The organism is Streptomyces sp. RKAG290 (genome assembly GCF_023701695.1).
In the GTDB taxonomy this organism is placed as follows: domain Bacteria; phylum Actinomycetota; class Actinomycetes; order Streptomycetales; family Streptomycetaceae; genus Streptomyces.
This window is the reverse complement of the sequence record NZ_JAJOZC010000001.1, coordinates 548,164-562,448: the sequence shown is the minus strand read 5'-3', so window position 1 is coordinate 562,448 and position 14,285 is coordinate 548,164. Positions and strand designations below refer to the sequence as shown.

Annotated in this window: 12 protein-coding genes; 8 read left to right on the top strand and 4 right to left on the bottom strand. The window is 70.9% G+C overall.

All coding sequences use genetic code 11. From position 1 onward, the window contains the following. The first annotated feature begins 267 nt into the window (after nucleotides 1-267). From LNW71_RS02430 to LNW71_RS02420, 3 genes are all read left to right on the top strand, one after another. Nucleotides 268-1,281 (top strand): LLM class flavin-dependent oxidoreductase, encoded by a 1,014-nt coding sequence (locus LNW71_RS02430; RefSeq protein WP_250966699.1) that lies wholly within the window; start codon nucleotides 268-270, stop codon nucleotides 1,279-1,281. Between the two features lie 342 nt (nucleotides 1,282-1,623). Further along, the gene (locus LNW71_RS02425; RefSeq protein ID WP_250966698.1) at nucleotides 1,624-2,625 is read left to right on the top strand and encodes a TIGR03842 family LLM class F420-dependent oxidoreductase; all 1,002 of its coding nucleotides are present in this window, start codon (nucleotides 1,624-1,626) and stop codon (nucleotides 2,623-2,625) included. Nucleotides 2,626-2,697: 72 nt separating this feature from the next. Continuing rightward, a complete protein-coding gene (locus tag LNW71_RS02420; RefSeq protein WP_250966697.1) occupies nucleotides 2,698-4,248 on the top strand; it encodes an NCS1 family nucleobase:cation symporter-1 in 1,551 nt (516 codons plus the stop codon). Here LNW71_RS02420 and LNW71_RS02415 read toward each other — a convergent pair. Then, nucleotides 4,211-4,984 carry a hypothetical protein gene (locus tag LNW71_RS02415; RefSeq protein ID WP_250966696.1) on the bottom strand — a complete coding sequence of 258 codons (774 nt, stop codon included), beginning with the start codon at nucleotides 4,982-4,984 and terminating at the stop codon, nucleotides 4,211-4,213. The two genes, LNW71_RS02420 and LNW71_RS02415, sit on opposite strands and share 38 nt — an antisense overlap. A 200-nt stretch (nucleotides 4,985-5,184) precedes the next feature. On the opposite strand from LNW71_RS02415, the gene LNW71_RS02410 reads away from it, so the two are divergent. Both LNW71_RS02410 and LNW71_RS02405 read left to right on the top strand, forming a co-directional pair. After that, the gene (locus LNW71_RS02410; protein WP_250966695.1) at nucleotides 5,185-5,547 is read left to right on the top strand and encodes a hypothetical protein; all 363 of its coding nucleotides are present in this window, start codon (nucleotides 5,185-5,187) and stop codon (nucleotides 5,545-5,547) included. A gap of 108 nt (nucleotides 5,548-5,655) precedes the next feature. Beyond that, the gene (locus LNW71_RS02405; protein WP_250966694.1) at nucleotides 5,656-7,110 is read left to right on the top strand and encodes an amidase; all 1,455 of its coding nucleotides are present in this window, start codon (nucleotides 5,656-5,658) and stop codon (nucleotides 7,108-7,110) included. An 83-nt stretch (nucleotides 7,111-7,193) separates the two neighbouring features. Here the strand turns inward: LNW71_RS02405 and LNW71_RS02400 are convergent, their stop codons facing one another. Further along, nucleotides 7,194-8,126, bottom strand: a complete 933-nt coding sequence (locus LNW71_RS02400) for an alpha/beta hydrolase (protein WP_250966693.1) — start codon at nucleotides 8,124-8,126, stop codon at nucleotides 7,194-7,196. A gap of 153 nt (nucleotides 8,127-8,279) precedes the next feature. On the opposite strand from LNW71_RS02400, the gene LNW71_RS02395 reads away from it, so the two are divergent. Beyond that, on the top strand, nucleotides 8,280-9,209 hold the full coding sequence (locus tag LNW71_RS02395) for a LysR family transcriptional regulator (protein WP_250966692.1): 930 nt from the start codon (nucleotides 8,280-8,282) through the stop codon (nucleotides 9,207-9,209). 3 nt (nucleotides 9,210-9,212) lie between these two features. Here LNW71_RS02395 and LNW71_RS02390 read toward each other — a convergent pair whose 3' ends face one another. Together LNW71_RS02390 and LNW71_RS02385 are read right to left on the bottom strand one after the other, a co-directional pair. Next, the gene (locus tag LNW71_RS02390) at nucleotides 9,213-10,277 is read right to left on the bottom strand and encodes a biotin/lipoate A/B protein ligase family protein (protein ID WP_250971873.1); all 1,065 of its coding nucleotides are present in this window, start codon (nucleotides 10,275-10,277) and stop codon (nucleotides 9,213-9,215) included. 158 nt (nucleotides 10,278-10,435) lie between these two features. Then, entirely contained in the window at nucleotides 10,436-11,383 is a 948-nt protein-coding gene (locus LNW71_RS02385) for a methionyl-tRNA formyltransferase (protein ID WP_250966691.1), read from the bottom strand. Between the two features lie 248 nt (nucleotides 11,384-11,631). Between LNW71_RS02385 and LNW71_RS02380 the strand changes: the two genes are divergently transcribed. After that, nucleotides 11,632-12,981, top strand: coding sequence for a lysine N(6)-hydroxylase/L-ornithine N(5)-oxygenase family protein (locus tag LNW71_RS02380; RefSeq protein WP_250966690.1), 1,350 nt, complete (start codon nucleotides 11,632-11,634; stop codon nucleotides 12,979-12,981). Nucleotides 12,982-13,224: 243 nt separating this feature from the next. Further along, nucleotides 13,225-14,214: an iron-siderophore ABC transporter substrate-binding protein gene (locus tag LNW71_RS02375; protein WP_250966689.1), complete on the top strand. Its 990-nt coding sequence runs from the start codon at nucleotides 13,225-13,227 to the stop codon at nucleotides 14,212-14,214. The last annotated feature ends 71 nt before the right edge of the window (nucleotides 14,215-14,285 follow it).

Genomic DNA, 14,285 nt, shown 5'->3' with positions numbered 1-14,285 from the left:
GGGCCTCCGTGATCTTCGTACGGGAGAGTCGTTCCCGTACGGACGAATCCTGCGAAGAATGAGTTTTCGAAGAAGGTAGCCAATCGCCAAATGGCCGTGCAACGAGCAGTCGTGATGCATTTACCGCGGCTGAAGACGCGCGTTGCAGCGGGTTTAGCGAACGGCAAGAACGGCCTTGGCGGAGCCTTGGCAGACCCGTCGACACTGGCCGTCGACCGGCGCCGTCGTGCGCACTCAACTGCCGTGCAACGGCAAGAGGGGATTCCCGTGCGGATCGGAATAACGTATCTCGGCATTTCACCCGAGGTCGACGGGCGAGCGGCCCGGGAGAAGTACGGCGAGTTCTTCCGGCAGGTCGAATGGGCCAATGGCAAAGGCTTCTCCGGAATATGGATCACCGAGCACCACTTCTCCGGCTACAGCCTCAGTGCGTCGCCCCTCCTGCTGCTCACCCGGGCCGCCGCGCTCGCTCCGGACCTGCGGATCGGCACCGGGATCCTGGTCCTGCCCCTGTGGGACCCGGTCCGGCTGGCCGCGGACATCGGCACGCTCGACACGCTCTCCGACGGCCGGCTCGACGTGGGCATCGGCCGCGGCTACCAGCCGCACGAGTTCCGCGGCTTCGGGCGTGATCTCGACGAGAGCCGCGCCCGGTTCGAGGAGGCGACCGACCTGCTCGTGCGGCTGCTCGACGGCCCGGTGGACGGGTTCGAGGGGAAGTACCACGCGATCCAGGCACCGGTGACGGTGCTGCCCCGGCCGGTGCAGTCACCCCGCCCACCGGTCTGGCTGGCGGCCGTCAGCCCCGAGTCCACCCGGTTCGCGGTGCAACGGGGCTTCAACCTGCTGGGTCTCGCCCTCGCCACGCCGGCCGAACTCGCCAAGAACTGGCAGACCGCCCAGGACCTCGCCGCGGAGCACGGCGTGAGCACGGAGGGCATCGAATACGGGGTCAACCGCTTCGTGTACTGCGGCACCGACCCGCAGGCCCGTCGACTGGCGGCGCGCGAGGTCGCCCGGCAGATCCAGACCTCCCGCGCACTGGCGCAGGGCTCCGTCCCGGACGGCGGCCTGCCCCCGCTGCCCGGCCACATCGATCCGGCCGACGAGGCGCTGGCGGCCGAACGGCTGCTCGCCGGGTCGCCCGGCGAGATCCGGGAACAGCTCACGGCACTCGCCGAGGCGGGTGTGACCCAGGTGAACGCGGCCTTCGAGTACGGGGCGCTGCCGGCCGACATCGTCACCGCCTCGATGGAGCTGTTCGCGGCGCAGGTGCTCTGAGCGCGGCGGGGCGCGCACCGGGGATCTGCGGAGGTCCCCTTCCCAAGACCCCGTAAGCAGTCCAGGATGTGTCCCCCCGCGACTCGCGTGCGAGGCGTCGTCGCGCAAGGCCGGGCACGGCCTTGTGTGGAAGGATCTGCCGAGTACGTCACTCGGGGGCGCGCCCGCAGAGTCCTTGCCGGCGCGCCTTCGAGCACCTGAGGACCGGGGCCTGGGAGAGGGTGCCATGCGCACTGGGCGACGTCGACGGCACACCGGTGCGCGGCACCGGAGGCCCCGGACCGGCCACGGCATGCACACCCCGCGTGCCACGTGTCAGTACCTGGACTAGGAGTACCCGGCATGGACTTCGGACTCGTCCTGCAGACCGACCCGCCCGCCTCGGCCGTCGTCGGCCTGATGCGCCGCGCCGAACGCAACGGCTTCCGCTACGGCTGGACATTCGACTCGGCGGTGCTCTGGCAGGAGCCCTTCGTCATCTACAGCCGCATCCTCGAACACACCGAACGCCTCGTGGTCGGCCCCATGGTGACCAACCCGTCCACCCGCACCTGGGAGGTCACCGCCTCGACGTTCGCCACCCTCAACGAGATGTACGGCAACCGGACGGTCTGCGGCATCGGGCGCGGCGACTCGGCGATGCGGGTGGCCGGACGCAAACCCAACACCCTGGCCAGGCTCGGCGAGGCCATCGACGCCATCCGCGACCTCGCGGAGGGGCGCGAGACCAGCGTCGACGGGCAGCGGATCCAGATCCCCTGGATCAAGGACGGCCGGCTGCCCGTCTGGATGGGCGCGTACGGCCCCAAGGCGCTCGCACTGGCCGGGCAGAAGGCCGACGGCTTCATCCTGCAGCTCGCCGACCCCTTCCTCACCGAATGGATGATCAAAGCGGTACGGGACGCAGCGGCAGAGGCCGGCCGGGACCCGGACGCCGTGACGATCTGCGTGGCCGCGCCCGCCTACGTGAGCGACGACCTCGACCACGCCCGCGAGCAGTGCCGCTGGTTCGGCGGCATGGTCGGCAACCACGTGGCCGACCTGGTCACCCGGTACGGCGAGCACTCCGGGCTCGTGCCCGAGGCCCTGACGGAGTACATCGCGGGCCGGGCGGGCTACGACTACAGCCACCACGGCCGCGCCGGAAACCCCGACACGACCTTCGTACCGGACGAGATCGTCGACCGGTTCTGCCTGCTGGGGCCGGTCGAGGCGCACATCGAGAAGCTCCGGGCCCTGCGCGACCTGGGCGTCGACCAGTTCGCCGTCTACAACATGCACGACGCCCGGGAGGCCACCATCGACGCCTACGGCGCCGAGATCATCCCCGCCCTCTCCGACTGACCGCGTCCCCCGGTTGCACGCACCCCGCGCCCCGCCCGCACGGCACATCTCCGAGCGAAGGGTCCAGCCGCCATGACATCGACCGTCCCGCCGCCACCACCCCGGGATCGGATAGCCGACGCCCCGGGCCGCGTCGAGCTCGCCCCCGGCGCCGTCCCCACCGACAGCCGGTTCGTCAACGAGGACCTGCTGCCCGTCCCGCTGGAGCGGCGCAACTGGACGACGTACAACTTCGCCGCGCTCTGGGTCGGCATGGCCCACAACATTCCGTCCTGGCTGCTCGCCTCCGGCCTCGTCGCCCTCGGCATGGACTGGAAGCAGGCCGTCCTCACCATCGCGCTCGCCAACCTGATCGTGCTCGGGCCGATGCTGCTCACCGGCCACGCCGGACCGAAGTACGGCATCCCGTTCCCCGTGCTGGCCCGCGCCTCGTTCGGGCTGCGCGGCGCCAATCTGCCCGCGCTGATCCGGGCAGCGGTGGCGTGTGCCTGGTTCGGCATCCAGACCTGGATCGGCGGCGTCGGCATCTTCACCCTGCTCGGGAAGATCTTCGGCGGCTGGGCGCAGGCATCCGAGATCGGCGGCCAGCCGTGGACGCTCTGGGTCTGTTTCGCCGCGTTCTGGGCCCTCGAACTCGCCATCATCTACCGGGGCATGGACACCTTGCGCCGGTTCGAGAACTGGGCGGCGCCCTTCGTCATCGTCGGCGCGGTGGTGCTGCTGGTCTGGGTCGCCGTCAAGGCGGGCGGATTCGGTCCGCTGCTGGACCAGCCGTCGAAGCTCGGCTGGGGCAAGGAGTTCTGGCCGGTGTTCTTCCCGTCCCTGATGGGGATGATCGCGTTCTGGGCGACGCTCTCGCTGAACATCCCCGACTTCACCCGCTTCGGGGCCGGCCAACGCGCGCAGATCCGCGGCCAGTCGTTCGGGCTGCCCACCACCATGACGCTGTTCGCACTGCTCTCGGTGCTGGTGACCTCCGGCTCGCAGGCGGTGTACGGCGAGGCGATCTGGGACCCGGTCCAGCTGGTCGCCAGGACCGACAACGTCTTCGGGCTGCTCTACGCCCTGGTGACGGTGCTGGTCGCCACGGTCTCGGTGAACATCGCGGCGAACGTGGTGTCACCCGCGTACGACCTGGCGAACCTCGCGCCGAAGCTCGTCAACTTCCGTACCGGGGCACTGGTCACGGGGGTCGTCGGCGTGCTGATCATGCCGTGGAAACTGACCGGGACGCCCGAGCTGTACATCTTCACCTGGCTCGGTCTCGTCGGCGGACTGCTCGGTACGGTCGCCGGCATCCTGATCGCCGACTACTGGATCGTCCGGCGCACCGTGCTGGACCTCGCCGATCTCTACCGGCCCGGCGGCCGCTACTGGTACACGAACGGCTGGAACTGGCGGGCCGTCACCGCCTTCGCCGTCGGCGGCCTCCTCGCGATCGGCGGATCGCACTCGGAGCCCGGCAAGGGACCGTTCCCGGCCGACGGGCTGATCCCGTTCCTGAAACCCCTCGCCGACTACGGCTGGGCGGTCGGGCTGGCCTCGTCGCTGGTGCTGTACGTGGTGCTCACCGGCCGGCCCGGCCTCACGCCGTCTTCGTCGAACGGCCCAGCAGCGCGTTGATGTCGAACGTGTCGTCCGGAGCGGGGGTGGTCGTGGGCACCGGCTTGTCGAAGGCGGAGAAGTCCGCGGCCGCGTCCGCCCCGTTACCGCGGACGGTCAGCCGCAGCGGATAGGGCTTGCCGGTGGCCGCCACGTACAGGGTAACGGTCGTGCGGTCCCGCACCCTCGTCAGCGGGACGACGGACGCCTTGCCGAGCGAGGTCTTCGCCGCCTTGTTGAGCGTGCCGGTGTCGTTGTCCGCGTTGTCGCTGACCAGCTTCTGGAAGGTGTTGAGATCGCAGCCCTTCGTCAGGGCGCGCAGCCGGGCGTCGTCGGCCGAGCCCCGCATGAAGCGGTCGCCCAGGATCGCGGCGAAGGCCGACCCGCCGTCCGGGACCTGGTTCTTCCAGAAGTCCGCGTCCGGTTTGAGCCACACGTCGTCGCCGCGCTTGATGATCTGTACGGACCCCTGGCTCCTGCCGAGGTCCACCGAGCCGTTGCAGTTGCCGTCCCGGTCCAGGGTGAGGTCGAGGGACATCGGCGTACTGCCCCTGCCCAGGTCCCCGTTCGTGCGCAGGTGCATGGAGTGCGCGCCGAGCAGTGCGTCACGTGAGCGGTCGGCGATCTGCTGGGCGGTCAGGCGGTCGATGTCGTCCGCCCGCGCCACGCCGCTGCCGATGACGCCGCTGCCGGTGACGGAGAGCACGATCGCCGCAGTCCATGCGGCCGGGCGTGTGCCGAGGTGTGGACCGGTCACGTCGCCTCCTCGAAAGGTCCTGGCGGGGCTGTTCAGGTCTGCGGTCCGATCTTTCGAGCGTACGCCGGGGCAGGGGTGGCCGCCCGACGGAGTGACGGCGTTCGGGTGGGTACTCAGCGTGACGTCCTGCGATGTTTTCGGTTAGGGATACGCGAGGCACGGTGCCAGGGCACCGGGTTCGTCACGACCGAGAGGAAAACATGAAGAAGTCCATGGGAAGTCTGTCCGCCGCCGTGCTGCGGGGCGCCGCGGCCGCGGGGCTGACCGCGGCACTCGGGGTCTGCGCCCCTCTGGCCACGGCGGCCTCGGCAGCCGCGCCGACGGCGACGCCGCCGGGGCTGTCCTGCGAGACGGGCAAGCACGCCGTCGACGACTACACCGGCTACGCGCTGTGCCGGAACAACGGTGGCGCGACGCAGACCTTCTGGGTACACCTGGTCTGCGGCTGGTCCCCGGACGTCGACGGCGAACAGGTCACGCTCAACCCGGGTCAGTCCGGCCAGTCGACCGCGCACTGCGCCGGCCTCGGTACCGGGATCGGCGAGATCACCGTCCAGCCGTAGAACCGCCGACGCGCGGTTGAGCGGACCGCTCCGACTCGTTACCCTCCAGTAAGTTCGTTCGGGCGGACAGGTGCGGGCACCTGACGGTACGAGGGAGGCGGTCAGCACATGTCCTCAGTGGATTCCACCGGAGCGGACGTCGAGGCCCCGGCCGGACTGGCGGCCGGCGCCCGGGCGCTGGCCGCCGGGGACGCAAGTTCCACCCAGCTGGTCTCCGCCGCCCTCGCCCGGATCGAGGCGAGCCAGGGCACCCTCAACGCCTTCCGGCACCTGCGCACCGAGGCCGCGCTGGCCGAGGCCGCCGAGGCCGACCGCCGGCTCGCCGCCGGGGAGCGGCTGCCGCTGCTCGGGGTGCCCGTCGCGGTCAAGGACGACACCGATGTGGCCGGGATGCCGACGTACTTCGGCTGCGCCGGTGAGCGCCCCCTCGCGACCGCGGACAGCGAGGCGGTGCGCCGGCTGCGCGCCGCCGGAGCCGTGATCGTCGGCAAGACCAACTCCTGCGAACTGGGCCAGTGGCCGTTCACCGAGGGGCCTGCCTTCGGCGCCACCCGCAATCCGTGGAACACGGACCACACCCCGGGCGGTTCGTCCGGCGGGTCGGCGGCCGCCGTCGCCGCCGGCCTGGTGCCCGCCGCCCTCGGCTCCGACGGCGCCGGGTCCGTCCGCATCCCCGCGGCCTGGACCCACCTCGTCGGCATCAAACCGCAGCGCGGCCGGATCTCCGTGCACCCCCACAGCGACGCCTTCCAGGGCCTCACCGTCAACGGCCCGCTGGCCAGGACCGTCGCGGACGCCGCCCTGCTGCTGGACGCCGTCGCCGGCGCGCACCCCGACGACCCGCACCGCCCACCGCCCGTCCAGGCCTCCGCCGCCGCCCGCCGCGACCCGGGCAGACTGCGCATCGCGCTCGCCTGGCGGCCCCCGCTCACCCTCACGGGGAGCGCGCCCCACCCCGACGTGCGACGCGCCGTCACGGAACTCGCCGAGGCCCTGGCCCGGCTCGGCCACCACGTCGAGGAGGCCAGGCCCCGCTACGGACTGATCGGCCTCGGCTTCGTCCCGCGCGCCACCGCGGGAATCGCCGAGCTCGCCGCACTGCACCCCGAGCCCGCGCTGCTGGACGCACGCACCCGCAGCGTTCTGCGCACCGGCACCCGGCTGGGCGGCCGGGTGGTGCGGGCGGCCAGGGAGCGGGAGGTGCGCCAGCACCGCCGGATCGGCGCCCTGTTCCACCCGCCACGCGGCCGGGGCGGCCCGGGATTCGACGTGCTGCTCACCCCGACCACCGCCCTGCCGCCGCCCCGCATCGGCAGGTTCGACGGCCTGAGCGCCTGGCGCACGGACGTGGCGATCGCCGAGGCCTGCCCGTACGCCTGGCCCTGGAACGTCCTGGGCTGGCCCGGGATCAACGTCCCGGCGGGCTTCACCTGCGACGGCCTCCCCGTCGGGGCCCAGCTGCTGGGCCCCTCCCGCAGCGAGGAACGGCTGATCTCGCTGGCCGCCCAGCTGGAGGCCGACCGCCGCTGGTACGAGCACCGACCGCCCCCGTTCGCACCGTAGCGGCCGCCCGCGCACCGGCCTGCGGCCCGAGCACGGAGCTCGGTGAGGGTCCCGGTCCGGCAGCGTCCACGAGCCGGGGCTCGTCACCCCTCGCTCGCCGGAGCACCGACCGGCGCCGGCGCCCCGTGCCCCAGGAACTCCAGCAGAGCGGCGGTGAATGCCTGCGGGTTCTCCTCCGCGACCCAGTGCGCCGTGCCCGGCACGACGCATCCGGTCACCCGGTCGGCCACCTCACGCATCATCTCCCCGATGAGCGCTCCCGAGGTGCTCATGGCTCCGCCGACCGCCAGCACCGGCACGGTCAGCCTGCCGTTGCGCGCCAGCGCCGCACGATTGTCGGCCGCGTCCTGATCGAAGGCCCGGTAGAGCTCGAAGCCCGCCCGCATCGCGCCCGGCGCGGAGTAGGCCGCCACATACGTCTCGAAGTCGCTGTCCGTGATCGCCGACGGATCGGAGTTGCGCACGGCGAAGAAGGCCTGGAGGTACTGCCGTTCGCGCCCCGCGACCAGCATCTCCGCCACGTCCCGCGCCCCGTGGAAGGCGAAGTGCCACACGCGCGGATCGCTGCGCAGCCGGTCGAAGACCTCGGTGCCCGGCAACGGGGCGTCCACCGCCACGAGATGTGAGACGTCGTCGCGGAACTGCTGGGCGTACGCGTAGGCGACCATCAGGCCGATGTCGTGACCGGCCATCACCACCGGCCGGTGCAGACCGAGATGCTCGTGCAACAGGCGGTGGATGTCCCGCGCCACCGTCCACTTGTCGTAACCGCCGGCCGGCCGGAAGGAGTGACCGGCACCGCGGTAGTCGGGGGCGATCACCCGGAACCCGGCCTCGGTCAGCGGCGTGATCACCCGGTGCCACTCCCACCAGGTCTGCGGGAAGCCGTGCAGCAGCACGATGACGCGGTCCCCCTGACCGGCGCTCACGTAGTGCAGTCTCAGCCCCGGCTCCACATCGGCCATGCCGTGCGTGACGGTGGGCGGGGCCGGTCGGTCCCGGTGGGATGACGGCATGATCGGGTCTCCTGTGCTGGAGGGTGGGGTGCCGGTCGGCCCGGGTGGCACCCGGCACCGTCCTGGGCCGGTCGGCCGTGACTCCACCACCGTGCGCCCACCGAACCGACAGCACAAGTGAAATGATCTGTATCTACTGTTAACTTCAGCTGCATGCTCGATATGAGGCGCATGCAGGTGCTGCGCGCAGTGGTCACCAGTGGATCGGTCACCGCGGCGGCGGCGAACCTCGGCTACACCCCGTCCGCCATCAGCCAGCAGGTGTCGGCCCTGGAGAAGGAGGCCGCCACGCCGTTGCTGGAGCGGGCAGGCCGCGGCGTCCGCCCCACCGAGGCGGGACGCCTGCTCAGTGGTTACGCCGCCACGCTCGCCGGGACCGTCGCAGAGGCGGAGACGGCGCTGGCCGACCTCCGGGAGGGCCGCACCGGGCAGGTGGCCGTCCGTTACTTCGGCACGGCGGGAGCCCCGTTGATGGCCCCCGCGCTGGCCCGGCTGCGGGGAAGTCACCCCGGCGTACGGTTCGACCTCAGGCTGATCGATCCCGATGACCCGCTGCTCGAGGTCAGGCAGGGGCGGGCCGATCTCGCCGTGGTGGTGCGGCCCCCGGACGGGGCGCCGGCCGGTCTGCGACTGCTGCCCCTGCTGGAGGACCCCTACCGGGCGGTGCTGCCCGCGGGCCATCCGCTCGCCGGCCGGCCGGTGCTCGCCCTGGGCGATCTCGCCGACGAGCCCTGGGTGGGCAGCGAACGCTCGTCCGACCCCTGCCAGGCGCTGGTGCTCGACGCGTGCGCGGCGGCGGGGTTCGACCCCGGGTTCGTGGTGGAGAGCGGTGACTACGCCACGGCGCTGGGCTTCGTGGCCGCGGGCCTGGGCGTGGCCCTGGTTCCGCGGCTCGGGCTGCGCGCCGTTCCCGCGGGCGTCGTCGTCCGCGAGGTCCGGGCTCCCGAACCCGTCAGGTCGATCTGCGCCGCGGTGCGCGAGTCCATGGAAGTCCCGCCCGCCGTGCGCGCGTTGCTCGACGCCCTGACGGAGGCCGCCCACGGCCTGGACGATGCCGGCGCGGCGGCGCACCGGGCGGGCTGAGCCCTACGGCACCCGGGCGGTCCACTCGGCGGTGCCGAACTTCGTGCGGACGAGTTCTTCGGCCCGGTCCTGCTCGTCCTGGGTCACCTTGCCGACGGTGAGCCCGTGCCGGTCGCGGAACGACTCGATCATGCGGGCGATGACGGCCTGGCGGGGGAGCCCGGTCTGCCGGCGGAGCGGGTCGACGCGCTTCCTGGCGCTCCCGGTCCCCTTGTCGGACAGCTTCTCCCGGCCGATCCGCAGGACTTCGACCATCTTGTCGGCGTCGATGTCGTAGGACATCGTCACGTGGTGCAGCACGGCGCCGGGCCCGCCGCCCTGGCCCACCACGCGCTTCTGGGCCGCTCCGGCGATCTTCCCGACGTCGGTCGCGATGTCGTTCAGCGGCTGGTACCAGGCCTTGATGCCCATGTCGCCCAGGGCCCCGAGCACCCAGTCGTCGAGGTAGGCGTAGCTGTCGGCGAAGGAGAGGCCGGAGACGAGGGAGTCCGGGACGGAGAGGGAGTACGTGATGGTGTTGCCCGGCTCCACGAACATGGCCCCGCCGCCCGAGATCCGCCGGACGACCGTCACCCCGTGCCGGGCGGCGCCCGCGGGGTCGACCTCGTTGCGCAGCGACTGGAAGCTGCCGATGATGACGGCGGGCGAGGCCCACTCCCAGACGCGGAGCGTCGGGGACCGCCGCCCGGCCGCGACCTCGGCGGTGATGACCTCGTCGAGGGCCATGTGCAGGGCGGGGGACTGCGGTTGCTCGTGGATGAGCTGCCAGTCGTAGTCGCCCCACTCGGTGGCGTGCGCCAACGCCCGGCGCACCGCGACGGCGACGCCCTCGGAGGTGAGGCCGAACATCACGGTCGCCGCGGGGAGGGCCGCGTCGATCCGGGCGGTGAGGCCCGCGGCGGGGGTGCCGGCCGGGGCACCCTCCAGTGCTGCGTCGATCGCGAGGATCGCCTCGTCCGGCTCCAGGAAGAAGTCCCCGGCGACCCGTACGTTGCGCAGCACGCCGCCCTCGACGTCCAGGTCCACGACGACGAGCTTGCCGCCGGGGACCTTGTACTCACCGTGCACAGTCATGCCTCCACATCGGGTACGGCTCGCCGATGAGCCGGACGCACGAACGCATAACGCGCTTCTCCGCCCGAATCATCCCGTGCGCAGTGTCCCCGGGGCCCGCAGTGGCACGCCGGAACCCCCGGCCGCTGTGCCGGCCGGGGATGTGCCGTTGCTCAGGGGCGGGAGGTGAGGTAGCCGCCCATGGAGGTGAAGTACTCGGTCGCCGGCAGCTCCCGGCCGTCCTCGGTCCGTACCCGGGTGAGGGCGAGGCCGTGGTTGAGGCCGGTGCGCGCGTCGGCGCCGGCGACGATCACCACTCCCTCGCCCTCGCGGTAGAAGACGCGGCCGGGCGTTCCGCCGTAGCGGCCCTCGGACACGACGGCGGACACGACCTCCAGGCGCTTGCCCCGGTGGAAGGTGAAGGCGTTCGGGTACGGCGAGGTCTGGGCGCGCACCAGGCGCTCCAGCGCGTCGGCGGGCCAGTCCCAGTTGATGCGGATGTCCTCTTCGGCGCGCTTGTGGAAGAACGTCGCCTGCGAGCGGTCCTGGCGGGTGAACTCGGTCTGCCCGGAGGCGATCAGGTCCAGCGCGCCGACGGTGACCGGGGCGATCAGATCGACGGTCTTGTGGAACAGGTCCACCGAGGTGTCGCCCGGCTCGACCTTCACCGCGCGCTGGTCCACGATGTCGCCGGCGTCGAGCACCTCGTCCATCATGTGGGCGGTGACGCCGACTTCGGTCTCACCGTTGATGAGCGCCCAGATCAGCGGCGAGAAGCCGGCGTACTTCGGCAGCAGTGAGTCGTGGATGTTCAGCGTGCCGTGCCGGGGCAGGTTGTAGATCCGCGGCGGGATCCAGGTGCGCCAGTTGTTGGCGACGATGATGTCCGGTGCGGCCTCCTCGAGGAGCCGGAAGAGCTCCTCGTCGTCGGGCCGGTTGCGGATGATGACGGGGACGCCGTGCTCCTCGGCCAGGTCGGCGACCGAGTCGCTCCAGATCTTCTCGTACGCGTGCTCGCTCTTCGGATGCGTCACGACTGTCACCACGTCGTGTTCGGAGTCCAGGAGGGCTTGCAGGGTGCGGTGCCCCCAGGTCTGGTAACCGAACATGGCGACCCGCATGGGTTCCTCCTAAGGTGAGCGACTGAACGACGCCAAGTAAAGCAAGCCTTACCTAATGATGCAACGGGCCCCGATTTCAGGTGCGTTAGGTGGGGCGTATGACAAAACGTCCGGTTTGTCTGGTCGACAGAGGCTCGGAAGTCAGGTTAGCTTTACCTAAGTTCAGCTGGCCTGCCGCTCCGGTGCGCCCGCGTCCTGATCTTTTCGTCCACGCCGACAGGCGGCTGCCCCCGCACGATGGGAGTGACATGTCACAGGTTGATCCTGGCGACGCACCTCTGATCCACGACCTCATAGGCATCGGCTTCGGGCCGTCCAATGTGGCCATGGCGATCGCGCTCAGTGAGCACAACGCGCGAGTCGGCAGGGAGGAGGCGGTGACTGCGCACTTCTTCGAGCGCCAGCCCGCCTTCGGCTGGCACCGCGGCATGCTGATCGACGACGCGACGATGCAGGTGTCGTTCCTCAAGGATCTGGTGACGCTGCGGGACCCGTCCAGCGAATACACCTTCCTGCGCTATCTGCAGAGCCGGGGCCGGCTGATCGACTTCGTCAACCACAAGAACCTCTTCCCGCTCCGCGTGGAGTTCCACGACTACTTCGAGTGGGCCGCGGCGAAGGTCGACGACATGGTCTCGTACGGCCACGAGGTCATCGCCGTCGAGCCCGTCGTGCGCGACGGAGTGGTGGAGTACGTCGATGTGACGGCCCGCACGGGCACGGAGACGGTGGTCCACCGCGCCCGCAACCTGGTCGTGGGCACCGGGCTGCGCCCGCTGATGCCCGAGGGCGTCGAGCGCACGGACCGCGTCTGGCACAACTCCGACCTGCTGGCCAAGGTCGACGCGCTGGAGGGCACCGACCCGACCCGCTTCGTCGTGGTCGGCGCCGGCCAGAGCGCCGCCGAGAACGTCGCCTACCTCCACCGCCGCTTCCCGCAGGCCGAGGTCTGCGCGGTCTTCTCCCGCTACGGCTACAGCCCCGCCGACGACAGCAGCTTCGCCAACCGGATCTTCGACCCGCAGGCGGTCGACGAGTACTTCACCGCCCCGGACGACATCAAGCGCAAGCTGATGGGCTACCACGGCAACACGAACTACTCCGTGGTGGACATCGACCTGATCGACGACCTGTACCGCCAGGCGTACCAGGAGAAGGTGCTCGGCACCGAGCGGCTCCACTTCATCAACATCTCCCGGCTCACCGGCGTCGAGGAGGCCGACGACAAGGTCCGCGCCACCGTCACCTCCCTGGTCACCGGCGAGGAGAGCACGCTGGAGGCCGATGTCGTGGTCCTGGCCACCGGGTACAGCCCCGTGGAGCCCCTCGGCCTCCTCGGCGATGTCGCGCGGCACTGCCACCGCGACGAGCAGGGACGCGTCCGGGTCGAGCGCGACTACCGCATCGAGACCGACGACGAACTGCGCTGCGGCATCTACCTCCAGGGCGGCACCGAGCACACCCACGGAATCACCTCCTCGCTGCTCTCCAACACCGCGATCAGGGTCGGCGAGATCCTGGACTCGATCGTCGAGCGCGGCCTGAAGAACGCCGCGGACGTGCGCCGGCCGGTCGCCGACGGCATCGCCGCCTCCTAGCGCTTGCGGGCGCATCATGCCGGGCTCGCGTGCCCCGGCCTGATCCGAACGAAGAACCCCGGCCCCTCGTCCCCAGCCCCTTCCGGGAACGCCGCCCCCCCCACAACACATACCGCCCGGCCCGCCGTCCGTACCGCTGTACGCGGCGGGCCCGGCACGCACAGTGTTACCCCCTTGAAAGGAACATCCGTGTCCACTGGTACACGTCCCGCGCTGACGCGGTTCGCCAGATTTGCTCCCCGAGTGGCTGTCGCGGCCGTCGCCGCCGTCGCTCTGGCCGCCTGTGGGGGCGGCAACGACAAGGCCGATTCCAGCGCCTCGGCCGACACGGGCGCGAAGTCCGGCGCCTTCCCGGTGACGGTCCAGCACAAGTACGGCAGCACCACGATCGACGCGGAGCCCAAGCGCGTCGTCACCCTGGGCCTCTCGGACCAGGACGCGGTCCTCGCCCTCGGCGTCAAGCCCGTCGGCTCGGTGGACTGGTTCAAGGAGAAGCCGTACGGCAAGTGGCCGTGGACCAAGGGCAAGTGGGGATCCGACAAGCCCGACATCGTCGGTGAGCGCGACGAGTACAACATGGAGAAGATCGCCGCGCTCAAGCCGGACCTGGTCATCGCCCAGTACTCGGGGATGAAGAAGGAGCAGTACGACACGCTCTCCAAGTTCACCAGGGTCGTCGCCCAGCCCAAGGGACTGCCCGACTACGGCGCCTCGTGGCAGGTGATGACCCGGCAGATCGGCAAGTCGCTCGGCAAGGACGCGCAGACCGAGAAGCTGATCACCGGCATCGACGCCGACTTCAAGAAGGTCCGTGACGAGCACCCCGAGTTCGCTACGAAGACCCTCGCCGTGGCCGACAGCTTCGAGGCGGGGAAGTACTCGGCCTTCACGAAGACCGACCCCAAGTCGATCTTCTTCTCCGAGCTCGGCTTCAAGCTGAAGCCCGAGATCGACAGGCTGGCCAAGCCCGGCTGGAACGCCGCCGAACTCAGCGCCGAGAAGCTGAACGTGCTCGACGTCGACCGGCTGGTCTGGGTGACCTCGAGCACGGATGCCAACGACCGGATCAAGGCCGAGCCGCTCTACAAGAACCTCAAGGTCAACAAGGACAAGCGCGATCTGTTCGTGCCCTACCAGGACCCGGACATCGGCGCCGCGTTCTCCTTCAACACCGTCCTGTCGATCCCCTACGCGATCGACCAGGTCGTGCCGCTGCTGACCGCCATCAAGTAGCGCACCGCCCCCCACCGCAGCAGGACCCACCGGGGACGGCCCGTACGACGGTGCGCCGGACCGGCACACCG